Raw genomic sequence first — 26198 nt, 5'->3', positions numbered from 1 at the left:
GTCTGTGCTTATGTCCGGTCAGCTCGCGAGTACCCCGGTGTCCGCCGTTCAGGTCACCGGTTTCGGCCCGGCCGCCACCGCGTTCACCACGGGGCGCGCCGCAGCAGCCGGCGCGGTGCCCGCCGTACCAGCCCGGCGCTGAGCAGACCGATGGTGGCGCCCGCCACGACGTCGCTCGGGTAGTGGGCGCCGGACTGCACGCGCTCCAGCGCGACCATCGCGGCCGGTACGGCGCACAGCGCGGCGGCCGCGGGCCAGGCCGGGGCGACCGCCGCCGTGAAGGCGGCCGCGGCGGCGGTGTGTCCGGAGGGGAACGAGGAGGAGTCCGGGCGGTCGTGGACCTCGTCGTGCGGGTACCACTCCTCGGGCGGCCGCTCGCGGCCGGCCAGTTGCTTGCAGACACCGTTGGCCAGCAGTTGTGCCACCGCCACCGCGGCCAGTCCCGCGACCGCCGCCTGCCGGCCCCGCCGGCCGCCGGTGGCGGCCATCAGCACGGCGGCGCCGCACCACAGCTTCGTACTCTCCGCCGCCTCTTCGACCGCCGACAGCACCTTGGCCGGCTTCGGCGGGATACGGCGGGCGGCTGCCCGTGCCCCGGCACCATCAATGTCACGCAACTCCGTCGGCAACCTCATGACCTGCGGGTATCCCGCACTCGGCGACGTAGGCGCCTCTCGGCCCCGCTGTTCCCCCGGTTCAAGCGGCCCGGCGGTGCTCCCGTCCGGCCTCCGGCACCCGGCGCACGGACGGTTCACGGAGAACGGACGGTGCGCGGCGCACGGACGGTTCGCGGCGGCCGCCCTGGAGCAGGCGCAGGGGGCGCGCGCCGGCGTGGCGGGGCGGCGGGGCCGGACGCGTCAGCCAGTTCTCGACACGGTCCATGCCGTACAGCAGTACTCCCATGACGGGCAGCAGAAGGCAGGCGATGACGACCACGGCTCGGGCTCCTCCCCGGCAGACAGCCGTGGACGGGTGCCCGGGGCGCCTCCGGTCACCGGCCCGTCGTTGTGAACATGTTGTGACGGGGGTCCCGCGAAAGGCTCTTGGCTACTCTGCACGCGTGACGACCGAGTTGATCCTGCTGTCCCGAGTCGCCTGTCGTGGACGGGAGATCACCGCGCCCCGGCTGCGCGGTCTGCTCGCGCTGCTCGGGGACGATCCGCGCACCGGGTGCAGCACCGCCCGGCTGGTGGAAGGGCTGTGGCCGGACGAGCTGCCGGAACGGCCGGGCAAGGCGGTGCAGGTGCTGGTGTCGCGGCTCAGGGCGCAGGCCGGCGCCGACTTGGTCGTGAGCACCCCGACCGGATACCGGCTGGGCCTGGACGAGACGCGGATCGACAGCTCCGCGCTGCTGCTGCACGAGGCCGCGAGCGCCGAGCGGGCCCGGGCGGGCGATCACGAGGGCGCCCTGGCCGAGGCCGAGGCGGGCCTGGCGCTGTGGGACGGGACCGTGGGCGCCGCGGCGGGCGAGGACCTGCACGACCCGGTGGTCGCGCTGCGCGCCGGCCGGGTCCGGGCGTTCCGTTCCCTGCTGCGGTCCCGGGCGCTCGCCCTCGCCCGGGTGGGCCGGCGGGCGGAGGCGGTCCAGCCGCTGGCCGGGCTGGCCCGGGAGCTGCCGCGGGACGAGGAGGTGCTCGCCGAGCTGCTGCGCTGCGAGGCCGGTACGGCCGGCCGGGCCACCGCGCTGAGCCGGTACGACGCCTACCGGCGCGCACTGCGCGAGGAGTTGGGGACCGACCCGGGGCCGGGGCTGAAGGCCGTGTACCAGGAGCTGCTGCACGCGGACGCGCCGCCGCTCCGCCACGGTGTGCCGCACGACCCGAACCCGCTGCTGGGCCGGGACGCCGACCTCGCCGCCGTGACCGGGCTGCTGCGCACGGCCCGGGTGGTGACCGTCCTGGGTCCGGGCGGGCTGGGCAAGACCCGCCTCGCGCACGCGGTGAGCCGGGCGGCGGCGCAACCGGTGGTGCACTTCGTGACGCTGGCCGGTGTCACCGCCGACGCGGACGTGGCCGGCGAGGTGGCCTCGGCCGTCGGGGCCGCCGAGGCCCGGCCGTTCACCGGCGGCGGCACGGACAAGCACGCCGTGAACGGCATCCTCGGCGCGCTGGGCCCCGGGCCGGCGCTGCTGGTGCTGGACAACTGCGAGCAGGTGATCGCCGGCGCGGCCGGACTCGTGCGGGAGCTGGTGTCGCGGTCGAAGGAGCTGCGGGTCCTCGCCACCAGCCGGGCCGCGCTGGGGCTGACCTCGGAGTCCGTGTACGACCTGCCGGAGCTGTCCCTGGCCACCTCCGTCGAGCTGTTCGCACAGCGGGCGCGGGCGGCCCGGCCCGGTGTGGAGCTGCCGGCCGGCGAGGTGGCCGGGATCTGCCGTCATCTGGACGGGCTGCCGCTGGCCGTGGAGCTGGCCGCGGCCCGGGTGCGGGTGCTGTCGGTGGCCGACATCGCGCGCCGCCTCCAGGACCGCTTCGCGCTGCTGCGCGGCGGCGCGCGCGACGCGCCGGAACGGCACCGGACCCTGCGGGCCGTGGTCGAGTGGAGCTGGAACCTGCTGGAACCCGACGGCCGGGCGGCGCTGCGCGCGCTGTCGGTGTTCCCCGGCGGGTTCTCCGCGGACGCGGCGGAGCGGGTGCTGGACGGGACCGGGGACGTGCTCGGCCTGCTGGAGCAACTGGCCGGCCAGTCCCTGATCAAGGCCGGGGACAGTCCCGCCGGGATGCGCTTCCACATGCTGGAGACGCTGCGGGAGTTCGGCGCCGCCCGGCGCGCCGAGGCCGGGGAGGAGGAGCGGGTCGCCGGCCGGTTCCTCGCCTGGGCGCGGGACTTCGGCCGGGCCCACCACGACGCGCTGTTCCGCGCCCGGCCGCTGCCGGCCTGGAACCGGGTCCGGGCCGAGCAGGACAACCTCGTCCTGGCCCTGCGGTTCGCGCTGGCCCGCGGCGACGGGCCCGCCACCGCGGCGCTCACCGCCGTGCTGTCCACGCTGTGGGCCACCGACAGCAACTACGCCCGGCTCGCCGCGCTCGCCGCGGAGACCGCCGGGCCCCTGTCGCATTTCCGTCCCGGGCCCGGGGAGCCCGGGGACCTGGAGGCGGCCCGGAGCGCGGCGGCGGTGTGCGCGGCAAGCCTGTTCATGGGCCACGGCCCGCACGCCGTACGGCAGCTCGTCACGCTGCGCCGGCTGCCGCCCGCCCCGCCGGACACCCTGGTCCGGGCACTGGCCGCCGTGCTGTGCGCCGTACCGGAGATACACCCGCCGCGGTTCACGCGGCTGCAGGAGCTGTGCGACGCCCCCGAGCCCCTCCTCGCGGGAGTCGCGTCGGGTGTCGCCAGCTACATGTGGCACTCCGAGCACGAGACGGAACGCGCCCTGGAGTGCGCCCGGCGCATGCTGGACGCGCTGGAACCGCTCGGCAATCCGGCGATGCTGCTGCTCGGGCACGGGCGGATCAGCGAGCTGTGCCTCCAGGCCGAGCGCGGCGACGAGGCGTACGGGCATCTGCGCGCCGCGCTGGAGGTGCTCGGCGAGATGGGCGACTGGGCGGACCCGATCGACGTCCGCTGGGGGCTGGTGCTCGCCTGTCTCCAGCGCGGGGAGATCGACGAGGCCGAGTACTGGCTCGGGCTCGCCGCCCTGGACCAGCGGCCGGACCCCGAGCAGGGCTACAGCCCCGACCTGCCGGCCCGGGCGGAGATCGCGCTGGCCCGGGGGCTGACCGAGGTCGGGCTCGGGCTGTGGCGCCGGGCGGTCGAACGGACCGGGGCGGCCGGCCCGGCGTACGCCGACGACCCGTTCCTGGACACCTGGGCGCTCCAGGTGCAGTCGGCCGCGCTGGCGGCGCACGCCCAGCACGGCCGGCCGGAACCGGTGGCCGGACTCGCCGGGCGGCTGCGGACCCGGCTGCTGGCCATGCTGTCGGCGCCGGCCGGCGAGGGGGCGGCCCCGGTGGAACTGCCCGTGTACGGCACCGTCCTGCTGGGGCTCGGTTTCGCCGGTCTGGCGGCGGGCGATCCGTCGGCCGTACGGCTGGTGGCGCTGGCGGAACGCATGCCGGTGGTGCGGGAGTTCCCGACGCTGTCCTCGGCCCGCTGCCGGCAGGCCGCGGAGCGGGCCGACCGGGCGGCGTACGCCGCGGCGAAGTCGGCGTACGCCGCCCTGGGGCGGGAGGAGCTGTGGACCGCGGCGCTGCGCGAACTCACCGCCGCGACGCGCGGGTGAACCGGGCCGTGGACCACCAGAAGCCCAGCAGCGTCAGACCCACCGGCCAGGCGACGGCCAGCACCGCGTCCGTGGTGCCGATGCCGGTGCCCAGCAGCAGCCCGCGCAGGGTCTCGATGGCCGGCGAGAACGGCTGGTACTCGGCGAACCAGCGGAACCAGCCCGGCATCAGGTCCACCGGCACGAAGGCGCTGCCCAGCAGGGGCAGCACCATCAGCGGCATGCCCAGGTTGCTGGCGCCCTCGGCGTTCGGACTGACCAGACCGATACCGACCGCGATCCAGGTCAGCGCGAGGCTGTCCAGGGCCAGCAGCCCGGCCGCCGCGAGCCACTCCGTCCAGGTCGCGTCGGGCCGGAAGCCGATCGCCACGCCGATGCCCAGGACCAGCGCGAGCGCCATCAGGGTCTGGATCACGCTGCCCAGCACATGGCCGACCAGCACGGAGGCGCGGGAGATCGCCATGGTGCGGAACCGGGCGATGATGCCCTCGGTCATGTCGGTGGCCACCGACACCGCGGTGCCGAGGGCGGTCCCGCCGACCGTCATGAGCAGGATGCCGGGGACCAGATAGGCGACGTAGCCGGCGCGGTCGGCGGGGCCGCCGCTGATGCCGGAACTCATCACGTTGCCGAAGACGTAGACGAAGAGCAGCAGCAGGATGACCGGGGTGAGCAGGAGGTTCAGGGTCAGGGACGGGTAGCGGCGGGCGTGCAGGAGGTTGCGCCGCAGCATGGTCATGCTGTCGCGGACGGCGTGGGTGGCGGCGCTCATCGGGTGGTCTCCTTGCCGGCGGGGTGCGCGGACGGGGCGGGGTGCGCGGAGGCGGTGGGCCGCGCGGGGGCGGTGGGGTCGGGGGTGCCGGCGGGGTCCACGGGGCCGGTTCGGTCCGGGGAGCCGGTGGGCTGTGCGGGGACGGGGCTGCCGGTCAGGGCGAAGAACACGTCGTCCAGGTCGGGCGTGTGCACGGACAGCTCGTCGGCCTCGGTGCCGGTGGCGTCGAGCCAGTCGAGGATGGCGCGCAGCTCGCGCTGGCTGCCGTCGCTCGGGATCTGCAGGGTGAGCGCCTCGTCGTCGCGGTGCGTGCCGCGCAGCGCGGCCGCCGCCCGCTCGTACGCCACCGGGTCGGAGAAGCGCAGCCGGACGTGACCGCCGGGCACGCGCCGCTTGAGTTCCGCGGCGCTGCCCTCGGCGACCAGCCGGCCGCCGTTGAGCACCGCGATGCGGTCGGCGAGCTGGTCGGCCTCCTCCAGGTACTGGGTGGTGAGGAAGACCGTGGTGCCGGCGGCGACCAGCTCGCGGACGATCTGCCACATGGTGTGGCGGGAGCGCGGGTCCAGGCCCGTGGTCGGCTCGTCGAGGAAGATGATCCGCGGCCGGCCGACCAGGGTCATGGCGATGTCGAGCCGGCGCTTCATCCCGCCCGAGTAGGCGGACGCGGGCTTCTTCGCGGCCTCGGTCAGCTCGAAGCGCTCCAGCAGCTCGGCCGTCACACGCCGGCCCTCGGCCCGCGGGAGGTGGTTCAGGTCGGCCATCAGGAGCATGTTCTCCTCGCCGGTGATCAGCCCGTCGACCGCGGAGAACTGTCCGGTGACCCCGATCGCGGCCCGCACCTGGTGGGCCTCGGCGGTGAGGTCGTGCCCGGCGATCCGCGCCTGTCCGGCGTCGGCGGGCACCAGCGTGGACAGGATGCCGACCACCGTGGTCTTGCCCGCGCCGTTCGGCCCGAGCAGGGAGTAGACGGTGCCGGCGGGCACGTGGAGGTCGATGCCGTCGAGGACGGTCTTGTCCCCGTAGGACTTGCGCAGCCCGGTGGCCGCGATCGCGAGTTCTCGGTCGGTCGTCGTCATGCCGCAGAGCGTGCGGCCCGGACGGTTCAGAACGGCTTCAGCCGGGTTTCAGCCCCCGGGAGGACCGCGCGGCGCACTGAAACCGGCACGGCGGGCCGGGGACGGCGGGCCGGGGGCGCCGGGCCGGCGACGGCAGACCGGAGGCGCCGGGACGGCGACGCCGGACGGGGGACTCGCGGACCAGGGACCTGCCGTCGCCGCCCGCTCGGGATGCGGCTCCCCCGCCGACACAAAATCTGTCGCGGCCGTACCAGATCTCCGTGGCCGACGGGACTAGGGTTGGACCACGAGACAGATGGTGCCGAATCCTTCGGAGCGCGGGGCGCCGCGCGCGCCCCGTCCGCCACCCCGTCCCTGAACGAAGGTGCCATGCCCGCCGAGAACCCGCCGGCCGCCGGCCTCCTCGACGATGACGACTACCCCGCCTACACCATGGGGCGGGCCGCCGCCGTCCTCGGCATCACACCCGCCTTCCTGCGGGCGGTGGGCGAGACGGAGCTGATCAGCCCGCTGCGGTCGGAGGGCGGTCACCGCCGCTACTCCCGCCGGCAGCTACGGATCGTCGCCCGCGCCCGGGTACTGGTCGACCAGAACACCCCCGTGGAGGCCGCCTGCCGGATCGTCGACCTGGAGGACCGGCTCGCCGACGCCCTGCGCCGCACCGATGACCTGCGCCGGAAGCTGGCCGAGCACGGCCTGGAAATCTGACGCCACCGTTGCAGATATACGGGCACCGGCGGGGCAAGAATATCCGGACGGCCGCGAAATGCCTGCAGTTTTCCGGTGACCTGTGTTAGCGTGATACCAGTTGCAGTTTTGGTTACCAGAGATCTCTTCAGGATCTTTTCTTTCGCAGAGCTTTCCGGATCTTTCCGGAGGGGTGATCATCGCGGCGACTCGGGATCCGTAAAGTGCGGACTCCGGCACTGCCCCCCAAGGGAGATTCAATATGGCATCTGGCACCGTGAAGTGGTTCAACGCGGAAAAGGGCTTCGGCTTCATCGAGCAGGACGGCGGCGGCGCTGACGTGTTCGCCCACTACTCGAACATCGCCACCTCCGGCTTCCGCGAGCTTCAGGAAGGCCAGAAGGTTACCTTCGACGTCACGCAGGGCCAGAAGGGCCCGCAGGCCGAGAACATCGTTCCCGCCTGACGCTGACGCGAACCCACGCAGGCGTACGGCTCCACGCCGTACGGCTCGTGCATCACGTGGCTGGGGCCCGCGCTCTTCGGGTGCGGGTTCCAGCCCGTTTGCTTTCCCCTCTTCCCGACAGGCCCGGCCCTGCCTCCGGCAGGCGCAGTCCGCAGACCCCGGCCGTCGGTTTTCACCCCCGGCTCTTTTCTTGTGATTCCTCGTACGACTCGTGCGGTGTGCAACCCGCCGGAGGAATTCCTCGATACGTGCCGCATCGAGGAAGGTTCCCCTTGAACCGCACACAGTCCGCACGCTCCGGCCGCCCCCGCACGCAGGAGACGCGCCGCCGCAGCCCCCGTCCGGCCACCGGGCGCACCGGCAACCGGGGGCCGCGCTCCGCCCCGCGCCAGCAGGAGTTCGCGCTGCCGGTCACGCTGACCGAGCCGCTGCCCGCCGTCGAGACGTTCGCCGAGCTGGACATGCCCGAACGGCTGCTCACCGCGCTCGGCGCCGAGGGCGTCACCACCCCCTTCCCCATCCAGGCGGCCACCCTGCCGAACGCCCTGGCCGGCCGGGACGTCCTGGGCCGCGGGCGCACCGGCTCGGGCAAGACGCTCGCGTTCGGACTGCCCCTGCTGGCCCGGCTGGACGGACAGCGCGCCGAGCCCCGGCAGCCGCTCGCCCTGGTCCTCGTACCCACCCGGGAACTGGCCCAGCAGGTCACCGACGCGCTCACGCCGTACGCCCGCGCGCTGCGGCTGCGGCTCGCCACCGTGGTGGGCGGCATGTCGATCGGCCGCCAGGCCAGCGCCCTGCGCGGCGGCGCCGAGGTCGTCGTCGCGACCCCCGGCCGGCTCAAGGACCTCATCGAGCGGCGGGACTGCCGCCTGGACCAGGTCGCCGTCACCGTGCTGGACGAGGCCGACCAGATGGCCGACATGGGCTTCATGCCCCAGGTGACCGCCCTGCTCGACCAGGTCCCCGCCGACGGCCAGCGGTTGCTGTTCTCGGCCACCCTGGACCGCAACATCGACCTCCTGGTGCGCCGTTACCTGCACGACCCGGTCGTGCACTCGGTCGACCCGTCCGCGGGCGCCGTCACCACGATGGAGCACCACCTGCTGCACGTGCACGACGACGACAAGCACGCCACCGCGACCGAGATCGCCGCCCGCGACGGCCGCGTGATCATGTTCCTGGACACCAAGCACGCCGTGGACAAGCTGGCCCGGCACCTGCTGTCCGTCGGGGTGCGCGCCTCCGCCCTGCACGGCGGCAAGTCCCAGCCGCAGCGCAACCGGACGCTCGCCCAGTTCAAGGACGGGCACGTCACGGTCCTGGTCGCCACGAACGTCGCCGCCCGCGGCATCCACGTCGACGACCTCGACCTGGTCGTCAACGTCGACCCGCCCGCCGATCACAAGGACTACCTGCACCGGGGCGGCCGTACGGCCCGGGCCGGCGAGTCCGGCACCGTCGTCACCCTCGTCCTGCCGCACCAGCGGCGCGCGATGGACCGGCTGATGACCGACGCCGGCATCACCGCCAACAGCGCGCGGGTCCGCCCGGGCGAGGCCGAGCTGACCCGCATCACCGGCGCCCGGACGCCGTCCGGCGTGCCCGTCACGATCACCGTGCCGGCCGCCGAGCAGCGCGAGGAGCGCAAGAGCTCCGCCGGCCGCGGCCGCGGCGGCCGGGGAAGCAGCCGGGGCCGCCGCTCGGCCCCGCGCGCCAACCGCGGCCAGTAACAGCCGCCGGCCGGGCTGTCGGCTGCCCGACGGCCCGGCCCGCACGGCCGGCGCACCGCGCCCGCGACGGCCGCACGCCCCTCTCGTACGACGGAAAGACGCACCCCGCACGCCACCACCGACCGCCGGACCCGCCCCGCACGGCGAGACGCACCCGACCCGCACGACGCAACCGACGAGGAGAAGCCGTTGACGCAGTTCCCGCCGCGGACCCGGCAGGCCGGCACCACCGGCGGCACGGACCTGACCGCCCGTGACGCCATGCACGCTCCCGGACCGCAGGTCGAGGACCACATGGCGGTCGACGTGGCGCTGTCGGTCCTCCTCGGCGCCCGGGTCCCGCACCTGCTCCTGCGGGACGAGGACGGCCGGTGCGCGGGACTGGTCACCCGGTCGCAGCTCGCCGCGCACCGCGGCGGCTCCTGGTACGCCGACCGGACGCGACTGCGGGACCTCCCGCTCGACCGCGGTCCGTTCACCGCCTCCGCGGCCGTGCTCGGCGAGGCGGAGGCCGCGATGCGCCTGCGGACGCTGGACGCCTCGCCCGTCGTGGACGAGCAGGGCTACGCCCTGGGCGTCCTCGCGCTCACGCCCTGACCGACCGTCACACCCCGCCGCCCGACCGCTCGTCCTTGGAGGCATCATGCGCTGTGTCATCGCCCGTTTCCCCTTCGACCTGACCAAGAGCGAGGTCGAGGACTCGATGGAGGGCATCCCGCCTGAGCCCGCCACCGGGGTGTGCGTGACCATCGGCCGCCGCGTCTACCCGGTCAAGCAGGTCGGACAGGTGATCACCCGGCAGGACCGCCGCGACTTCACGGCGCACGAGGTGCGCAGGGCCCTGACCCGGCTCGGTTTCACCTGCCACGACGTCCCCGCGGCCGCGCCGGTCCCGGAGGTCCGGGCCGACGACCTGCCCTGGAGCCGGTGACCCGCACGCTCCCCTCCCCGGGCCGGCACCGCGGGCCACCGCGCCCGGGAGAGGGCCGCGCCGGGTCCCTCCGGCCGGACGTACCCTGGCCCTACCGGGAGCCCTCGCGCAGCGCGGCCACCGCGGTGCCGCTCCCGGCGGTCGACGAGCGCGGACGGCCGGGGGCCGTTCGGGACGGGATCTGCTGATGGGCGACACCACAAGCTCCCCCGGCGACGGCCCCGCGGGCGGAGCGCGCGTCTACCGGATGCCCGCGCCCCGGCTGACGCTCACCCCCGGTGTCAGCCACGGCCCGCTGGACGGAGCCTGGTGGCCCCGCTGCGACGCGCTGGAACTGGAACTGCCCGCGCTGGTCGACGCGTTGAACCCGGTACCGGGCAGCGTCACCCGGGTCATGGTCGACACGGCCGCCTGGCCCGCCGCCCCGCGTACGGTGCTGGCGCCGGGCCAGCTGATCGAGGTGGCCCTGTCGGACGTCGACGCCGAGGCGCACTCGATCACCCTGGACTGCGGCACGGTGGGCCGCTGGGCGCTGCTGGTCGTCCCGCCCGGACAGCCCGCCGCCGCGGCCGACTGGCTGCTGCGCACCGCCGCCGACCCGTGGAACGCCCTGACGGCCGCGCACATACTGGCCCTCGCCCAGGCGGACTTCGACGACAACTGACCTTCCGGGGCGGGACCACCGACCCTGCAGGCCGGGACCGACGCCCTCCGGGCCGGGACCGCTGACCCTCCAGGCCGGGACCGCCGATTCTCCAGGCCGCGACCGTCGGCCCCTCAGGCGGGGCCGCGCCGTGGCCGCCGCCGTCGCCCGCGGCACCGCAGCGCCCTGACCACGGGCCCGCACCCTCGCCACCCCTCCAGGCCGGGACCGCCGGCCCTCCGGCCGGGACCGCCGGCCCTTCAGGCGGGACCGACGACTCTCCAGGCCGGGACCGCCGCCCCTCCGGGCCGGACCGCACCGTGGCCCCCGCCGTCGCCCGCGGCACCGCAGCGCCCTGACCACGGGCCCGCACCACCGCCGCCCCTCCGGGCCGGGACCGCTGACCCTCCAGGCGGGGCCGCGCCGTGACCGCCGCCGTCGCCCGCGGCACCGCAGCGTCCTGACCACGGGCCCGCAGCACCGCCGCTCCCGCCGGCCTACGCCGTGGCGGTGGCGCGGCGGGCGAAGCCGATGATCCCGCAGACGGCGGCGGTCGCGGCGAGGCTGCCGGCCAGCACCAGTCCCACACCGATCACGAAGAGCCCGCTGGAGTCGTCCGACCAGTCGTAGTAGGCGGCGGCCGTCAGACCGGCGGAGGTGCCGAGGACGGCGCTCACCGGGTGGTGCCGGATCGTGGCCCAGTAGACCGGCGGCAGCAGGGTCAGGACCAGCCCGATCACCTGCCAGCTCTCGTACGGCCCGGACACCGTGCCGTCCGGGGCCACATCCCGCTGCTGGTCCCAGCCCAGCCAGGCGGCCCACGCCAGGGACGCCACGACGGCGGGCGCGAGCAGCGGCAGCGTGCGGAGCAGAAGCCTTCTCGGATCTTGTCGCATGCCTCCACCGTCGCGTCGTACGCCGGCGGCGGCCAGAGCGCACGTACTCAGCCGTGTCCGGGTACCCGCCTGAGTACGCGGCCAGGACCGGGCCGCCGCGTGGCCGGGATCTAGGCTTTGTCCTGGAGGAGATCCGCCTCGTCCGCGCCGTCTGTTGAATCATGAAGGAAGCCCCGTTGAACTTCTGGTCGCTCTACAGCCACGGCTTCGCGCGCATCGCCGCGTGCACGGGCCACACCGTCATCGCCGATCCGCAGGCCAACGCGGAAACGGTCCTGCGCCAGGCCCGCCGGTGCGCGGACGAGGGCGTCGCCGTCGCCGTCTTCCCCGAGCTGGGCCTCACCGGCTACTCCATCGAGGACCTGCTGCTCCAGGACGCGCTGCTCGACCAGGTGGAGACGGCGCTGCGGACGGTCGTGGCCGGCTCGGCCGGCCTGCTGCCGGTGCTGGTCGTCGGCGCCCCGCTGCGCCACCGCCACCGGATCTACAACTGCGCGGTGATCATCCACCGGGGCCGTGTCCTCGGGGTGGTGCCGAAGTCGTACCCGCCGAACTACCGGGAGTTCTACGAGCGCCGGCAGATCGCCGACGGCCACGACGAGCGCGGCGGGACCCTCCGCGTCGCGGGCGCGGAGGTGCCGTTCGGCGTGGACCTGCTGTTCGAGGCCGCAGACGTGCCCGGGCTGGTGCTGCACACCGAGATCTGCGAGGACATGTGGGTGCCGGTGCCGCCCAGCGCGGAGGCCGCGCTCGCCGGCGCGACGGTGCTGGTCAACCTCTCCGGCAGCCCGATCACGGTCGGCCGGGCCGGGGACCGCGAACTGCTGTGCCGCTCGGCGTCCTCCCGCTGCCTCGCCGCCTACGTCTACGCGGCGGCCGGACTGGGCGAGTCCACCACCGACCTGTCCTGGGACGGACAGACCATGATCTACGAGAACGGGGTGCTGCTCGCCGAGTCCGAGCGCTTCCCGCTGGGCGACCAGTGCGCCGTCGCCGACGTCGATCTGGACCTGCTGCGGCAGGAGCGGCACCGGATGGGCACCTTCGACGACAACCGGCGGACCCACGCCGGCCGGACCGGGGACTTCCGGACGATCTCCTTCGAGCTGGACCCCCCGCTCACCGACCTCGGGCTGCGGCGGCGCGTCGAGCGGTACCCGTTCGTGCCCGCCGACGCCGAGCGGCTCGCCCTGGACTGCTACGAGGCGTACAACATCCAGGTCGCCGGGCTCCAGCAGCGGCTGGCGGCGATCGGCGGCCCCAAGGTCGTCATCGGCGTGTCCGGCGGCCTGGACTCCACCCACGCGCTGATCGTCGCCGCCCGGGCGATGGACCGCGCGGGCCGGCCGCGCAGCGACATCCTGGCCTTCACCCTGCCCGGCTTCGCCACCAGCGACCACACCAAGGACAACGCGCACAAGCTGATGCGCGCGCTCGGCGTCACCGCCGCCGAACTGGACATCACGCCGACCGCGCGGCTGATGCTGAAGGAGATCGGCCACCCCTTCGCCTCCGGCGAGCCGGTGTACGACGTCACCTTCGAGAACGTGCAGGCCGGTCTGCGCACCGACTACCTGTTCCGGCTGGCCAACCAGCGCGGCGGCATCGTCCTGGGCACCGGCGACCTCTCGGAGCTGGCGCTCGGCTGGTCCACGTACGGCGTCGGCGACCAGATGAGCCACTACAACGTCAACGCCGGGGTGCCGAAGACCTTCATCCAGCACCTGATCCGCTGGGTGGTCGGCAGCGGCCAGTTCGACGACGAGACCGGCAAGGTGCTCACCGCGATCCTGGACACCGAGATCAGCCCGGAGCTGGTGCCCGGCGAGGAGATGCAGTCCACCGAGTCGAAGATCGGCCCGTACGCGCTGCACGACTTCACCCTCTTCCACGTGCTGCGCTACGGCTTCCGGCCCTCCAAGATCGCCTTCCTGGCCTGGCACGCCTGGCACGACCCGGAGGCCGGCGCCTGGCCGCCCGGCTTCCCGGAGGACAAGCGCGGGGCGTACGGCCTGCCCGAGATCCGGCACTGGCTGGAGGTGTTCTGCCGCCGCTTCTTCGCGTTCTCGCAGTTCAAGCGCTCGGCCATGCCGAACGGGCCCAAGGTCTCGGCGGGCGGCTCCCTCTCCCCGCGCGGCGACTGGCGGGCCCCGTCCGACGGCAACGCGGAGGCGTGGCTGCGGGACCTGGACCGCTTCGACTGGCCGTCGGAGCGGACGGACGGCTGAGCCGCTGACGCCCGGCGCCCTCCCGGCGGTGCGTCCGGTGTGGAACCGGGCGTCCGCCCGGGCCACTCTCTTCCCTTGTGGCGAGTGTTCCGTATCAAGGGGGGCCCGGGTCCCCGCAGGCGCACATGGTGGTGTGCGGTGACGACGGGCTCGCGCACCGGCTGGCGGCCGAGTTGCGCGGGGTCTACGGCGAACAGGTGACCCTCGTCGTCCCGCCGAACGAGCGCACCGCCCGGCCGCCGGTGGTCGGCCGGGCCCGGGCCGCGTCGGCGCTGCTGGACCGCATGGTCAGCGCGGCGGTGGGCACCGTCGGCCGGGCGGGCGGAACCACCGCGACCGGAGGACCCGCCGGGCGCGGGAGCGGGGCGGGCACGACAGCGGGGTCCGGCGGACGCGGGAGCGGAGCCGGTGTGGCCGCGGGACCCGGCCGGGGCAGTGGGGCGGGCGGGACCGGCGGGGCCGCCGGACCGGCGGCCGGCCAGCGCGCGGACGGCGAGGCGGTGATGGAGGCCGCCGAGCCCACCGAGGCGGTGCTCGCCGAGGCCGGGGTGGCCCGGGCCGCCGCGCTCGCCCTCGTCTACGACGACGACGAGACCAACATCCGCGCCGCGCTGACCGCCCGCCGGCTCAACCCGCGGCTGCGGCTGGTCCTGCGCCTCTACAACCGGCGGCTGGGCCAGCACATCGAGGAACTCCTCGACCAGGCCGCCGCGCTGGCCGCCGGGAGCGAGACCGACGGCCCGGGCACCGGCGCCGAGACCGCCACGACCGTGCTGTCCGACGCCGACACCGCCGCGCCCGCGCTGGCCGCGACCGCCGTCGCCGGCACCAGCAAGGTCGTCCAGACCGAGAGCCTGCTGCTGCGGGCCGTGGAACGGCCGCTGGCCGCGGACGGCACCGGCCCCGCCACCGGCCCCGGACTGTGCACGCTCGCACTGCTCACCGGCGGCGAACCGGACCTCGCCGGCGAACAGCCGCGCCTGCTCCCGGACGACGAGGAGGTACGGCAGGCGGCCGGCCGGCACGCCGTGGTGCTGGAGAACGTCTCCGCCGCGGCCGGCGCGGAGTCCGCCGCACCCACCCGCCGGATCACCGGCGTCATGCCGCTCGCCTCCCTCTTCTCCCGGCGGCTGCGCTGGTCCCTGGCCGGCCTGTTCTGCTGCGTCGCCGCCCTCGCCGTCGCCCTGTGGCTGGTCACCGGCATCCACCCGCTGGGCGCCTTCTACCTCACCCTCCTCGACCTGTTCGCCATCGACGACCCGGCCCTCGGCGCGCCCCCGGGCCGCCAGTTGCTCCAGCTCCTGTCCGCCCTGGTCGGACTGCTCCTCCTGCCCGTGCTGCTGGCCACCGCGCTGGAGGCGCTCGGCACCTTCCGCACCGCCTCCGCCCTGCGCCGGCCGCCGCGCGGGCTGAGCGGCCATGTGGTGCTGCTCGGACTCGGCAAGATCGGCACCCGGGTGCTGACCCGGCTGCGGGAACTGAACGTGCCCGTGGTCTGCGTCGAGTCCGACCCGGAGGCACGCGGCCTGGCCACCGCCCGCCGGCTGCGGGTGCCGGTGGTGCTCGGGGACGTCACCCAGGAAGGCGTCCTGGAAGCGGCGCAGATCCACCGGGCGCAGACACTGCTCGCGGTGACCAGCGCCGACACCACCAACCTGGAGGCCGTGCTGTACGCGCGGACCGTGCGCCCCGATCTCCGCGTGGTCCTGCGCCTCTACGACGACGACTTCGCCACCGCCGTCTACCGCACCCTGCGGGCCGCCCACCCGCACGCGCTGACCCGCAGCCGCAGCGTCACCCACCTGGCCGCGCCCGCGTTCGCCGGGGCCATGCTGGGCCGGCAGGTGCTGGGCGCGATCGCGGTCGAACGGCGGGTCCTGCTGTTCGCCGCCGTCGACGTGGACGGCCACCGCCAGTTGGAAGGCCGTACCGTGCGGGAGGCGTTCCGGGCCGGGGCGTGGCGGGTGCTGGCGCTGGAGGGCCGCACCGACACCTCGGCCGACCACGTACTGGCGAAGGGAGACCGGGTCGTGATCGCCGCGACCCGCAGGGGCCTGGCGGAACTCCGCTGACCGGAGGGCCGGGTCGGCTCGGAGGCTGGGACGACCCGGCGGCCAGGACGATCCGGGGCCGGGCCGACCCGAGAGGCCGGAGCGACCCGGGAGGCCGGGGCGGAGGTCGGGGCGCCCCAAGGCCCGGGGCGGCTCCGCCGGCCCCCGTCGGCGGGGGCCGGGCTCTACCGGCCCAGGTGGCGCTCCGCGAACTCCAGTTCCAGCCGCACCTGCTTGATGCGTTCGTCCACCACCAGGGAGCCGTGGCCCGCGTCGTAGCGGTAGACCTCGTGGGTGGCGCCGCGGGCCTCCAGGCGCTTGACGTAGTTGTCGATCTGGCGGATCGGGCAGCGGGGGTCGTTGACGCCCGCCGAGATGTAGACCGGGGCCTTGACCTGGTCGACGTAGGTGAGCGGGGAGGACGCCTCGAAGCGTTCCGGGACCTCCTCGGGGGTACCGCCCAGCAGGGTGCGGTCCATGGCCTTCAGGGCCTCCATCTCGTCGTGGTACGCGGTGACGTAGTCCGCGACCGGCACCACCGCGATGCCCAGCGCCCAGGCCTCCGGCTGGGTGCCGATGCCCAGCAGGGTGAGGTAGCCGCCCCAGGAGCCGCCGGTGAGGACCAGGCGGGCGGGGTCGGCGAGACCGCTGGAGACGGCCCAGTCGCGGACCGCGGCCACGTCCTCCAGCTCGATCAGGCCCACCCGGTGCTTGAGGGCGTCGGTCCAGGCGCGGCCGTAGCCGGTGGAGCCGCGGTAGTTGACGCGGACCACCGCGTAGCCGTGGTCGACCCAGGCGGCCGGACCCGCCGCGAAGGAGTCGCTGTCGTGCCAGGTCGGGCCGCCGTGCAGGTCGAAGACGGTGGGCAGCGGGCCCGTGGCGCCGGCCGGCTTCTGGATCAGGGCGTGGATGCGGCCGCCGGGGCCGTCCACCCAGACGTCCTCCACGGCCACCGACGGCGGACACGCCATGCCGGGCGGGTCCAGCACCACACCGCCGGCCGTGGACCGCACCGCCGGCGGCTCGGCGGCCGACGACCACAGGTACTCCACGCTGCCGTCGGGCCGGGCCGTGGCACCGGAGACCGTGCCGGGCGGGGTGGGGATGCGGGTCAGCTCGCGGGCCGCCAGGTCGTACCGGAACAGTTCGCTGCGGGCCTCGAAGCCGTGGGCGACGAGCAGGGCCGAGCCGTCCGGATACCACTCCGCGCCGACGTCGCCCGGCAGCTCCAGGGCCAGGTCCGTCTCCTCGCCCGTGGCCACGTCCCACACCAGCGGCTCCCAGCGGCCCCGGCGCTGGTGGCCGATGAGCAGCCGGGTGTCGCCGTCGACCGGGGCGAAGCCCAGCACCTCCAGGCCCAGCTCCTCGGTGCCGCCCTTGGTGTCGTCCAGCTCGGCGACCGTCGTGCCGTCCGGGCGGAGCACGCGCAGGGCCGCGTGCATGGCGTCGCCGTGCTCGGTGTGCTCGATCGCGATCAGGGAGCCGTCGTGCGAGAGGTCGCCGACGCCCGCCGACTCGCGGTGGCGGTAGATCTCCACCGGCTCCGCGCCCTGCCGGGCCAGGTGGATCGTCGTGCCGTCCTCGTCCGTGGAGCGGCCGACGACCGCCGTGCGGCCGTCCCGGGACAGCGCCAGACCGGCCGGGTACGACGGGGCCAGACCGGGCACGGCCGGCTCGTCCGGGCCGCCCGTGAAGGGCTGGCGGCGCCAGACGCCGAACTCGTCGCCGTCCTTGTCGTCGAACCACCAGATCCACGCGCCGTCCGGGGACAGCACGCCGTCCGTCGTGCCGTTCGGCCGGTCCGTCGCCTGCCGCTGCTCGCCCGTGGCCCGGTCCCAGGCGTACAGCTCGTACGTCCCCGTCGCGTTCGACACGAACAGGGAGCGGTCCGGCGCGTCCTCCGCCCAGTCGGGCAGCGAGACCCGCGGCGCCCGGAAGCGCTTCTCCCAGTCCGGCATGTCCGGCGTGTCCGGTGTGCTGCTCTCACTCATGGCCCCAGTCATGCGCCCATACTGCCTGGCCGCGCCGACAAGTGGGGGACGGGTGTGCCCAGCCTGTGGATAACTTCCCGTCCGCGGCGCGTCCGGGCACCGGCAGGGGCCGACCCGCGGGCGGCGGCCCGCCGGCGGCGCCGTACCGTGGAGGGCGTGTACCGGTTTCTGCTGACACCACGCTGGTGGGGCATCAACGTCTTCGTGCTGCTCGCCATCCCGTTCTGCGTCTTCATGGGGTCCTGGCAGCTGGGCCGGTTCGAGGGCCGGGTGCAGGACCACCGCGCCGCGACCGAGCAGGCCGCCGCCGGCCGGCACGAGGCCGCGCGCCCGCTGGACTCGATGGTGCCCGTCGACAAGGGGCCCGCGGGGCGGCGGGTCACGGCGAGCGGGCGGTACGGCGAGCAGCTGCTGGTGCCCGGCCGGGAGCTGGACGGCAAGCCCGGCTTCTACGTCCTCGGCCTGCTGCGCACCGGTTCCGGCAAGGCGCTGCCCGTGGTGCGCGGCTGGCTGCCGGGGACGGCGGATCCGGCCAAGGCGCCCGCGCCGCCCGCCGGCGAGGTCACCGTCACCGGCGCGCTCCAGGCCCCGGAGACGCCCGGGGACAACGGGGTCGGCGCGCAGAGCGGACTGCCCGCCGGGCAGACGGCGGCGATCAGCCCGGCGTCACTGGTCAACCTGGTGCCGTACCGGCTGTACGACGCGTGGGTGACACTCGACCGGGGCGACGCCGGGATGAAGGCCGTGCCCGCGAGCGCGCCGAGCGGTACGGGACTGGACCTGAAGGCGTTCCAGAACCTCGGGTACACCGGGGAGTGGTTCGTGTTCGCGGGCTTCGTGGCGTTCATGTGGTTCCGGCTGCTGCGCCGGGAGCTGGAGTTCCAGCGGGACGCCGCGCTGGGGCTGGTCCCGCAGGAGCCGGAGCAGACCCCGGTGGCGAGCGGCTGAGCCCGCGGGCCGAGACGCCGCCCGCGGTGCCTCAGGAGCCCGCCAGCAGCCCCGTGTAGTACACCGTGCCCGCGCACGCGCCCGGTACCACCGCCGTCGCCGCCGGTGCGCCGCCCTGCGCCGTGTGGGTGACCGCGACGCTGCCGTCGGCCGTGCCGTCCTCGGTGACGAGCTGGGGCGTGGGGCCCGCGGCCCCGGTGGTGTCGGTCGTCCCGCCGGTCGCGCTCGTCTCCTCGGTCGGCGTCGGGTCCGGCGACGGGTCGCCCGTGCCGGGGCTGCCCGTGGTGCCGGTGCCGCCGGTGGCGGGGCAGGTCTCGGAGGGCACGAAGGCGAACTGCTCCGCGTACGCCTCACCGGGCTGGAGGACCAGGGTGGCGACCTCCACGGACGGGTCGGGCAGGGCGGTGGCCGCGTCCCCGGCCGTGTGCCGGGCCGCGGAGATCTTGGCCGGGTCGGCGGCGCCCTGCGCCAGGGGCGTGACGCTGCCGGGACCGTCGACGGTGCAGGCGGTGCCGGAGACGTTGGCGACGCGGAAGGTGCCGTAGACGACGCCCGCGGAGTCGGGGGCGTTCACGGTGCCGGTGGCGGAGCCGAGCTGGGCCGGGGTGCACGGCGGGGTGCCGGCGGACGGGGTGGCGGACGGGCCGGTGCCGCCGGGCGCGGTGCCGCTGTGGCCGCCCCGCTCGGGCTCCTCGTCGCGTTTGCCCGGTTCCCGGCCGGGCTTGACCGTCGTGCTCCCGGTGTCCGGGTGGCCGCCCTTGTCCGGGCTGCCCTTGTCCTTGCCCTGGCCGGTGCCGCCCTGGGCCTGGGAGGTCTGGCCGGCCATGGCGGTGTTGGGGTCGGTGCCGCCGGTCTGGGAGACGTGCACCAGGGCGGGGATGGCGGTACCGATGAACAGGGCCGCGGCGGCCAGCCCGACGACCGCCTGCCGCTTGCGGGCGCGGCGCGCGGGGACGGCCCGGCGCAGATGGTCCAGGGTGCCCCGGCGCGGTTCGATGCCGTCGACCGCCGAGTGCAGCAGTCGGCGCAGGGCCAGTTCGTCCGGGGCGGATCCGGCGGGCCCGGCCGGCCCGTCGGTGTCCGGGCCGAGTCTGTCGGGGCCCTTGTCCTGGGGGCCGTGGTTCACAGTTGCGTTCCCAGCGTGCGTTGGCGTGTGCGGTTGCCCCTGGCCGTCTGTCGGCTCGTGCCAGGCGTAGGGCTCGTGACGTTCGTGGGAGTGGCGCTCGCCGGCGTGGCCGTCACGGGCGTCGCGCCCTTCGGCGTGGGCGCTCATACCGGTTGCTCCATGGCCACCCGCAGCGCGGCGATCCCCCGTGAGCCGTACGCCTTCACCGAACCCAGGGATATGCCGAGCGTCTCGGCGACCTGGGCCTCGGTCATGTCCGCGAAGTAGCGCAGCACCAGCACCTCGCGCTGGCGGCGCTGGAGGCCCTTCATCGCCTTGATCAGGTCCCGACGCTCCAGCCGGTCGTAGGCGCCCTCTTCCGCGCTCGCCATGTCGGGCATCGGCTTGGCCAGCAGCTTCAGACCGAGGATGCGCCGGCGCAGCGTGGACCGGGAGAGGTTGACGACCGTCTGCCGCAGATAGGCGAGGGTCTTCTCGGGGTCGCGGACGCGCTTGCGGGCCGAATGGACGCGGATGAAGGCCTCCTGGACGACGTCCTCGCAGGAGGCGGTGTCGTCGAGGAGCAGTGCGGCGAGGCCGAGCAGCGAGCGGTAGTGCGCCCGGTAGGTCTCGGTGAGGTGGTCGACGGTGGTCCCGGCGGCCTCGGCCGTCACGGCGCCCGCGACATCCTCGGCGCCGTCACGCTGACTGGGTATGCGGGCGGGCCGCGCTGCGGGCATGGGCGCGATCACCGGCATGCCGCCGGACGCACGGGGCCGGAGCGCCGCACGGGGCCGCAGGGCCGAGCCGCCGCGGGCCACACTGAGTTCGAGTACCTCTGCCACGCCAGTTGGACACGCATCCCCCCTCCGGGGTTGTACGTGCCGGGCGTCACATGTGCGACCACCGGCGGTACCTCAACTGCCGTCATGCGTCCCGCTCTTCCCTTATGTCCCATTTGAACGGGCGTCCCCACGCCCCGATCACGGCGTCCCCACGCCAGGATCATCACGTCCCCAGGTCCCGCAAGGGTGACCGCAAAGACGCTCCCCGCCCTCCGTACGGTTGCGGAAGGGCGGGGAGTGAAATCCTCTGCTGCCGAAGAGGGGCGGTTCAAGGGTTTTGGACCATGCTCCCGGCCACACTGCTTACGTAGATATTACAAAGTTCTACAAAGCTGCGGGGGCCTGACGGACATTCGGCCCCGGCCCGGTCAGCCGGAGGTCTCCGCCGCGATCAGCTCGGCGATCTGGGCGCAGTTCAGCGCCGCGCCCTTGCGCAGGTTGTCGCCGCACACGAACAGCTCCAGCGCGGCCGGATCGTCCAGGGCCCGGCGCAGCCGGCCCACCCAGGCCGGATCGGTGCCCGCCACGTCGGCGGGCGTCGGGAACTCGCCGGCGGCCGGATCGTCGCACAGCACCACGCCCGGCGCGGTCGCGAGGATCTCCCGGGCGCCGTCGAGCGGGACCTCGCGCTGGAAGCGGGCGTGCACGGTCAGCGAGTGCGTGGTGACCACCGGCACCCGGACACAGGTCACGGCGACCGGCAGCCGCGGCAGACCGAGGATCTTGCGGGACTCGTCGCGGACCGCCATCTCCGTCGACGACCAGCCGTCCTCGCGCAGCGAGCCGGCCCACGGGACGACATTGAGCGCGACCGGCTCCGGGAACGGACCGGTGTCGTCCCCGACGGCCCGCCGCAGGTCCCCGGGCGTGGTGCCCAGCTCGGTGCCGGCCACCAGCGAGAGCTGGGCCCGCAGCGTCTCCACGCCGGCCCGCCCGGCCCCGCTCACCGCCTGGTACGAGGACACCACCAGCTCGCGCAGGCCGAACTCGGCGTGCAGCGCGCCCAGGGCGACGATCATCGTCAACGTCGTGCCATCGGGGCTCGCGACGATCCCGCGCGGGCGGGTGCGCACCGCGTGCGGATTGACCTCGGGCACGACGAGCGGCACATCCGGCTCCTGCCGGAAGGCGCCGGAGCCGTCGACGACGACCGCGCCGTGCGCGGCGGCGACCGGCGCCCAGACCGCGGCCACCTCCTCGGGCACCGCGAACAACGCGATGCCGACCCCGGCGAAGGCGTCCTCCGTCAGGGCCGCCACCTCGACCTGCTCGCCCCGCACGGCCAGCTTGCGGCCGGCCGAGCGCGGCGAGGCGAACAGGCGGATCTCGCCCCAGACGTCCGCCCGCTGGGACAGGATCCGGAGCATGACCGAGCCGACCGCTCCGGTCGCCCCCACGACCGCGAGCGTCGGCCTGCCGGTCGGTGCCATCAGCGGCCCGTGCCTCCGTAGACGACGGCCTCGTCGGTGTCGGAGTCCAGCCCGAAGGCGGTGTGCACGGCGCGGACGGCCTCCGCCACGTCGTCGGCGCGCGTGACGACCGAGATGCGGATCTCGGAGGTCGAGATCAGCTCGATGTTCACGCCCGCGTCGCTCAGCGCCTCGAAGAAGGCGGCGGTGACCCCCGGGTTGGTCTTCATACCGGCGCCGACCAGGGAGATCTTGCCGATCTGGTCGTCGTAGCGCAGCGAGTCGAAGCCGATGCCGGGACGGTTCTTCTTCAGCGCGTCGATGGCCTTGCGGCCCTCGGTCTTCGGCAGGGTGAAGGAGATGTCCGTCAGACCGGTGGCGGCGGCGGACACGTTCTGCACGACCATGTCGATGTTGATCTCGGCATCGGCGATGGTCCGGAAGATCGCGGCGGCCTCACCCGGCTTGTCCGGCACACCGACGACCGTGACCTTGGCCTCGGAGGTGTCGTGTGCGACACCGGAGATGATGGCCTGCTCCACCTTCTTGTCCCCAATCGGCTCACTGCTGACCCACGTGCCCTGCAGTCCGCTGAACGAGGACCGGACGTGGATCGGGATGTTGTAGCGGCGGGCGTACTCCACACAGCGGTGGAGCAGCACCTTGGAACCGGACGAGGCCAGCTCCAGCATGTCCTCGAAGGAGATCCAGTCGATCTTCCGGGCCTTCTTGACCACCCGCGGGTCGGCCGTGAAGACGCCGTCGACGTCGGTGTAGATCTCGCAGACCTCGGCGTCGAGCGCGGCGGCCAGCGCCACGGCCGTCGTGTCGGACCCACCGCGGCCCAGCGTGGTGATGTCCTTCTTGTCCTGGCTGACGCCCTGGAAACCGGCGACGATCGCGATGTTGCCCTCGTCCAGCGCGGTGCGGATGCGGCCCGGCGTGACGTCGATGATCCGGGCTTTGTTGTGGACCGAGTCGGTGATGACGCCTGCCTGGCTGCCGGTGAAGGACTGCGCCTCGTGGCCCAGGTTTTTGATCGCCATCGCCAGCAGGGCCATGGAGATCCGCTCTCCGGCGGTCAGCAGCATGTCGAATTCCCGCCCGGCAGGCATCGGAGACACCTGCTCGGCGAGATCGATCAGCTCGTCCGTCGTGTCGCCCATCGCGGAAACGACGACGACAACCTGGTTGCCGTTCTTCTTCGCTTCCACGATCCGCTTGGCGACGCGCTTGATGCCCTCGGCATCGGCTACGGAGGAGCCTCCGTACTTCTGCACGACAAGGCCCACGTGCGCTCCTCGCTCGGTTCGTTGATGTCGGCTCAGTCTAACGAGCGCCCGAATTCCCCCACCCTGGTCCCGCATGGTGAGACATCCGGCGCGCCCGCGACCGGAACCTGCCCACCGTGCGCCCGGCCACGCGGAACGTGCCCCGGGTCACAGCGCCGCGGGACGCGGCCCCGGCGGGTACGGCGGGTCCGGCCTACGAGCCCGGCCGGATCCCCAGCGGTCCGCCGATCTCCTCCGCCATCACCCGGCCCGCCTCGAACTCCAGCGTCTCGTCGCCGATGTCGGCCTGGTCGGTGTCCAGGCCGTCCAGCTCCTCCAGGGGCTGGTTCAGCCGGACGTGGATGAGCACGGACTGCAGGGCGCGCAGCACCGCGGAGGCCGTGGGTCCCCAGTTGGAGAAGTAGGAGAACTGCCACCACCACAGGGCCTCGGTGGTGCGGCCCGCCCGGTAGTGGACCATGCCGTGCCGCAGGTCGGTGATGATGTCGGCGAGGTCGTCGGAGATCCTCGCCGGCACGGGCGCCTTGCGGGGCTCGTACGGGTCGAAGACCTCGGAGTAGACGTCGACCGGGTCCAGCAGCCGGGCGAAGTTCATGCGCAGCTCGTCCAGGTCCGGCTCGGGGCCCGGGTCCGGCTCGTAGCGCTCCTCCGGGACGATGTCCTCGTGGGCGCCCAGCCGGCCGCCGGCCAGCAGGAGCTGGGAGACCTCAAGGAGGAGGAAGGGGACCGCCGACTCCGGCTCGTCGCCTCTCGCCACCTCCGTGACGGCCACCAGGAAGCTCTCCATCTGGTCCGCGATCTGCACCGCGAAGTCGTCCGGGTCCCGTGTCGTGGCATGCAGCGTGGCGTCAGACATCTAGCAGTCGTCTCCCCTCGAAGGCGCGGCCGAGGGTCACCTCGTCCGCGTACTCCAGGTCGCCACCCACCGGGAGGCCGCTGGCCAGGCGGGTGACCTTCAGGCCCATGGGCTTGATCATGCGGGCGAGGTACGTCGCCGTCGCCTCGCCCTCCAGGTTCGGATCCGTGGCCAGGATCAGCTCCGTGACCGTCCCGTCGGCCAACCGCGCGAGAAGTTCCCGTATACGCAGGTCGTCGGGTCCCACGCCCTCGATCGGGCTGATCGCGCCGCCGAGCACGTGGTACCGGCCCCGGAACTCACGGGTGCGCTCGATCGCCACGACGTCCTTCGGCTCCTCCACCACGCAGATGACGGAGACGTCCCGGCGCGGGTCGCGGCAGATGCCGCACAGCTCCTCCTGCGCCACGTTGCCGCAGGTCGCGCAGAAGCGGACCTTCGCCTTCACCTCCAGGAGGGCGTGCGCGAGCCGCTTCACGTCGGCCGGCTCAGCCTGCAGCACGTGGAAGGCGATCCGCTGCGCGCTCTTGGGACCGACGCCGGGGAGCCGCCCCAGTTCGTCGATGAGGTCCTGGACCACGCCTTCGTACAACGGACTGCCCTTCCTGGAGACCTTTCGGTACGTACGGTAGTTGGCTTCCGCCTCCGCTCGGAAGGCGGAGTCCTCAGAACGGCAGGCCCGGGATGCCGGAGCCGCCGCCCAGCCCCTGCGCCAGCGGGCCCAGCTTCTGCTGCTGGAGCGACTGCGCGTTCTCGTTGGCCGCCTGGACGGCCGCCAGGATCAGGTCGGCGAGGGTCTCGGTGTCCTCCGGGTCCACCGCCTTCGGGTCGATCTTCAGCGCGCGCAGCTCACCGGCGCCGGTCACGGTGGCCTTCACCAGGCCACCGCCCGCCTGGCCGTCGACCTCCGTGTTCGCCAGTTCCTCCTGCGCCCGCTGCAGGTCCTGCTGCATCTTCTGCGCCTGCTGGAGCAACTGCTGCATGTTGGGCTGGCCACCGGGGATCACGATCAGCTCCTCGCCGTCTTCCGTGTCGTCGTCTGCGATGCCCGCGGGCGTCCAGGACGTCCGCGGCATCTCCTCAGTCGTCAACGAGCCTACGTGGTCCACGCGGCCACTGCCCTGCCACTCTTTCGAGTGAGGATGCCCCCAGTCCTCTACCTGATCAAGACCCTCTTCCGAGCGGAAAAGGCGGCGAAGCTCCCTCTCCGCCACCCGTTGGGCGGTAGGAAGGTGGCCGCGCGTCGGCATGGAATGTCACGCAACGCGACCGGTCGTGATCAGTAGGGAGTGCCGGGTGGGTCAGCCGGAGATGCAGCCCGAGGGTCCGCCTCAGGACGGGCGGGGCGAGGGCGCGGCCGGGCTGCGGCCGGGCGATCTGACCGGGCGGGCCTTCCCGCTCGGGGACTGGGGCGAGCCCGCCGAACGGCTGGACGAGCTGTACCGGTGGGTGGAGCGCCGGGCGCTGGAGACGGCCGCCTGGTATCTGCGGGACCGGATCTGGAAGCGGCGCGGGGCGCGCGCGCTGCGGGTCGCGGCGGCGTCCGGCGCGGTGGCCGGGGCGGCGCTGCCGCTGCTGGACCTCACCGGCGCGGCCGACGGCGTGGCGCCCTGGGGCTGTCTGGCCCTGCTGCTCGGGGTCGCCGGCGTGGGCACCGACCGGTTCTTCGGGTTCACCTCCGGCTGGATAAGGGACGTCGCCACGGCCCAGGCGGTGCAGCGGCGGCTCCAGGTGTTGCAGTTCGACTGGGCGTCGGAGAGCGTGCGGGAGGTGCTCGGACCGGCGGAGGGCACGGCGAGCGAGGCGGCCGAGCGGTGCCTGGCGGTGCTGCGGCGCTTCTCGGAGGACGTCACGGAGCTGGTGCGCACGGAGACCACCGACTGGATGGTGGAGTTCCGCACGGGCTCGGCCCCGCTCGGCATCCAGACGGCGGTGGCGGCGGTGCCGCGGCAGGAGGCCGGGGGCGCGGGCGGCCGGCTGCCGCTGCCGCCGGTGAACGGAAACCGGCCGAACATGCCGCGGCAGCGGCCCCCGGAGCCGCGTTAGCGCCTCT

The 26198-nt window shown here is 74.2% G+C and carries 24 protein-coding genes; 11 read left to right on the top strand and 13 right to left on the bottom strand.

Annotation, left to right across the window (positions count from 1 at the left end):
• Positions 1-83: 83 nt before the first annotated feature.
• Positions 84-617, bottom strand: coding sequence for a phosphatase PAP2 family protein (locus ACZ4SV_RS17395; protein WP_468005189.1), 534 nt, complete (start codon positions 615-617; stop codon positions 84-86).
• 79 nt (positions 618-696) lie between these two features.
• Positions 697-936 (bottom strand): hypothetical protein, encoded by a 240-nt coding sequence (locus ACZ4SV_RS17390; RefSeq protein WP_468005187.1) that lies wholly within the window; start codon positions 934-936, stop codon positions 697-699.
• A 124-nt stretch (positions 937-1060) separates the two neighbouring features.
• Here ACZ4SV_RS17390 and ACZ4SV_RS17385 point away from each other — a divergent pair, with 124 nt between their 5' ends.
• Positions 1061-4219, top strand: coding sequence for an ATP-binding protein (locus ACZ4SV_RS17385; protein WP_468005185.1), 3159 nt, complete (start codon positions 1061-1063; stop codon positions 4217-4219).
• On the opposite strand, the gene ACZ4SV_RS17380 is transcribed toward ACZ4SV_RS17385, so the two are convergent.
• The gene (locus tag ACZ4SV_RS17380) at positions 4197-4991 is read right to left on the bottom strand and encodes an ABC transporter permease (RefSeq protein WP_365880901.1); all 795 of its coding nucleotides are present in this window, start codon (positions 4989-4991) and stop codon (positions 4197-4199) included. The two genes, ACZ4SV_RS17385 and ACZ4SV_RS17380, sit on opposite strands and share 23 nt — an antisense overlap.
• Positions 4988-6067 carry an ATP-binding cassette domain-containing protein gene (locus ACZ4SV_RS17375; RefSeq protein ID WP_468005183.1) on the bottom strand — a complete coding sequence of 360 codons (1080 nt, stop codon included), beginning with the start codon at positions 6065-6067 and terminating at the stop codon, positions 4988-4990. Before ACZ4SV_RS17375 ends, ACZ4SV_RS17380 begins: the two co-directional genes overlap by 4 nt.
• A 369-nt stretch (positions 6068-6436) precedes the next feature.
• On the opposite strand from ACZ4SV_RS17375, the gene ACZ4SV_RS17370 reads away from it, so the two are divergent.
• From ACZ4SV_RS17370 to ACZ4SV_RS17345, 6 genes are all read left to right on the top strand, one after another.
• Positions 6437-6775, top strand: a complete 339-nt coding sequence (locus ACZ4SV_RS17370) for a MerR family transcriptional regulator (RefSeq protein ID WP_468005181.1) — start codon at positions 6437-6439, stop codon at positions 6773-6775.
• Positions 6776-7016: 241 nt separating this feature from the next.
• Positions 7017-7220 (top strand): cold-shock protein, encoded by a 204-nt coding sequence (locus tag ACZ4SV_RS17365; RefSeq protein ID WP_007383480.1) that lies wholly within the window; start codon positions 7017-7019, stop codon positions 7218-7220.
• A gap of 272 nt (positions 7221-7492) precedes the next feature.
• The gene (locus ACZ4SV_RS17360; protein WP_468005178.1) at positions 7493-8950 is read left to right on the top strand and encodes a DEAD/DEAH box helicase; all 1458 of its coding nucleotides are present in this window, start codon (positions 7493-7495) and stop codon (positions 8948-8950) included.
• Between the two features lie 189 nt (positions 8951-9139).
• Positions 9140-9547, top strand: a complete 408-nt coding sequence (locus tag ACZ4SV_RS17355) for a CBS domain-containing protein (RefSeq protein WP_468005177.1) — start codon at positions 9140-9142, stop codon at positions 9545-9547.
• Positions 9548-9593: 46 nt separating this feature from the next.
• On the top strand, positions 9594-9881 hold the full coding sequence (locus tag ACZ4SV_RS17350) for an SCO5918 family protein (RefSeq protein ID WP_365880892.1): 288 nt from the start codon (positions 9594-9596) through the stop codon (positions 9879-9881).
• Positions 9882-10068: 187 nt separating this feature from the next.
• The gene (locus tag ACZ4SV_RS17345; protein WP_468005174.1) at positions 10069-10545 is read left to right on the top strand and encodes a DUF5994 family protein; all 477 of its coding nucleotides are present in this window, start codon (positions 10069-10071) and stop codon (positions 10543-10545) included.
• A gap of 476 nt (positions 10546-11021) precedes the next feature.
• On the opposite strand, the gene ACZ4SV_RS17340 is transcribed toward ACZ4SV_RS17345, so the two are convergent.
• Positions 11022-11420 carry a hypothetical protein gene (locus tag ACZ4SV_RS17340; protein ID WP_468005172.1) on the bottom strand — a complete coding sequence of 133 codons (399 nt, stop codon included), beginning with the start codon at positions 11418-11420 and terminating at the stop codon, positions 11022-11024.
• Between the two features lie 161 nt (positions 11421-11581).
• Here ACZ4SV_RS17340 and ACZ4SV_RS17335 point away from each other — a divergent pair, with 161 nt between their 5' ends.
• Both ACZ4SV_RS17335 and ACZ4SV_RS17330 read left to right on the top strand, forming a co-directional pair.
• Positions 11582-13648: an NAD(+) synthase gene (locus ACZ4SV_RS17335; protein ID WP_365877004.1), complete on the top strand. Its 2067-nt coding sequence runs from the start codon at positions 11582-11584 to the stop codon at positions 13646-13648.
• A 125-nt stretch (positions 13649-13773) separates the two neighbouring features.
• The gene (locus tag ACZ4SV_RS17330; protein WP_468005349.1) at positions 13774-15720 is read left to right on the top strand and encodes an NAD-binding protein; all 1947 of its coding nucleotides are present in this window, start codon (positions 13774-13776) and stop codon (positions 15718-15720) included.
• Between the two features lie 164 nt (positions 15721-15884).
• Here the strand turns inward: ACZ4SV_RS17330 and ACZ4SV_RS17325 are convergent, their stop codons facing one another.
• A complete protein-coding gene (locus ACZ4SV_RS17325) occupies positions 15885-17690 on the bottom strand; it encodes a S9 family peptidase (RefSeq protein WP_468005170.1) in 1806 nt (601 codons plus the stop codon).
• A 156-nt stretch (positions 17691-17846) separates the two neighbouring features.
• Between ACZ4SV_RS17325 and ACZ4SV_RS17320 the strand changes: the two genes are divergently transcribed.
• On the top strand, positions 17847-18638 hold the full coding sequence (locus tag ACZ4SV_RS17320) for an SURF1 family protein (RefSeq protein ID WP_468005168.1): 792 nt from the start codon (positions 17847-17849) through the stop codon (positions 18636-18638).
• 31 nt (positions 18639-18669) lie between these two features.
• Here ACZ4SV_RS17320 and ACZ4SV_RS17315 read toward each other — a convergent pair whose 3' ends face one another.
• The 7 genes from ACZ4SV_RS17315 to ACZ4SV_RS17285 form a co-directional block, all read right to left on the bottom strand.
• A complete protein-coding gene (locus tag ACZ4SV_RS17315; RefSeq protein ID WP_468005166.1) occupies positions 18670-19764 on the bottom strand; it encodes a hypothetical protein in 1095 nt (364 codons plus the stop codon).
• A 143-nt stretch (positions 19765-19907) separates the two neighbouring features.
• Positions 19908-20588: a SigE family RNA polymerase sigma factor gene (locus ACZ4SV_RS17310; RefSeq protein ID WP_397967995.1), complete on the bottom strand. Its 681-nt coding sequence runs from the start codon at positions 20586-20588 to the stop codon at positions 19908-19910.
• A 368-nt stretch (positions 20589-20956) separates the two neighbouring features.
• Complete coding sequence (locus tag ACZ4SV_RS17305; RefSeq protein WP_365876995.1) at positions 20957-22018, bottom strand: aspartate-semialdehyde dehydrogenase; 1062 nt, start codon at positions 22016-22018, stop codon at positions 20957-20959.
• Positions 22018-23289, bottom strand: coding sequence for an aspartate kinase (locus ACZ4SV_RS17300; RefSeq protein ID WP_365876993.1), 1272 nt, complete (start codon positions 23287-23289; stop codon positions 22018-22020). Before ACZ4SV_RS17300 ends, ACZ4SV_RS17305 begins: the two co-directional genes overlap by 1 nt.
• Before the next feature lie 193 nt (positions 23290-23482).
• Positions 23483-24145: a DUF5063 domain-containing protein gene (locus ACZ4SV_RS17295; protein WP_365876991.1), complete on the bottom strand. Its 663-nt coding sequence runs from the start codon at positions 24143-24145 to the stop codon at positions 23483-23485.
• Complete coding sequence (recR, locus tag ACZ4SV_RS17290) at positions 24138-24737, bottom strand: recombination mediator RecR (RefSeq protein WP_365876988.1); 600 nt, start codon at positions 24735-24737, stop codon at positions 24138-24140. Before recR ends, ACZ4SV_RS17295 begins: the two co-directional genes overlap by 8 nt.
• 73 nt (positions 24738-24810) lie before the next feature.
• Positions 24811-25152, bottom strand: a complete 342-nt coding sequence (locus ACZ4SV_RS17285; protein WP_365877008.1) for a YbaB/EbfC family nucleoid-associated protein — start codon at positions 25150-25152, stop codon at positions 24811-24813.
• Positions 25153-25441: 289 nt separating this feature from the next.
• Between ACZ4SV_RS17285 and ACZ4SV_RS17280 the strand changes: the two genes are divergently transcribed.
• The gene (locus tag ACZ4SV_RS17280) at positions 25442-26191 is read left to right on the top strand and encodes an SLATT domain-containing protein (RefSeq protein ID WP_397936267.1); all 750 of its coding nucleotides are present in this window, start codon (positions 25442-25444) and stop codon (positions 26189-26191) included.
• Positions 26192-26198 lie beyond the last annotated feature (7 nt).

The sequence above is a fragment of the Streptomyces sp. NPDC027672 genome (assembly GCF_055566335.1).
This window is presented reverse-complemented; position numbering and strand designations above follow the sequence as displayed.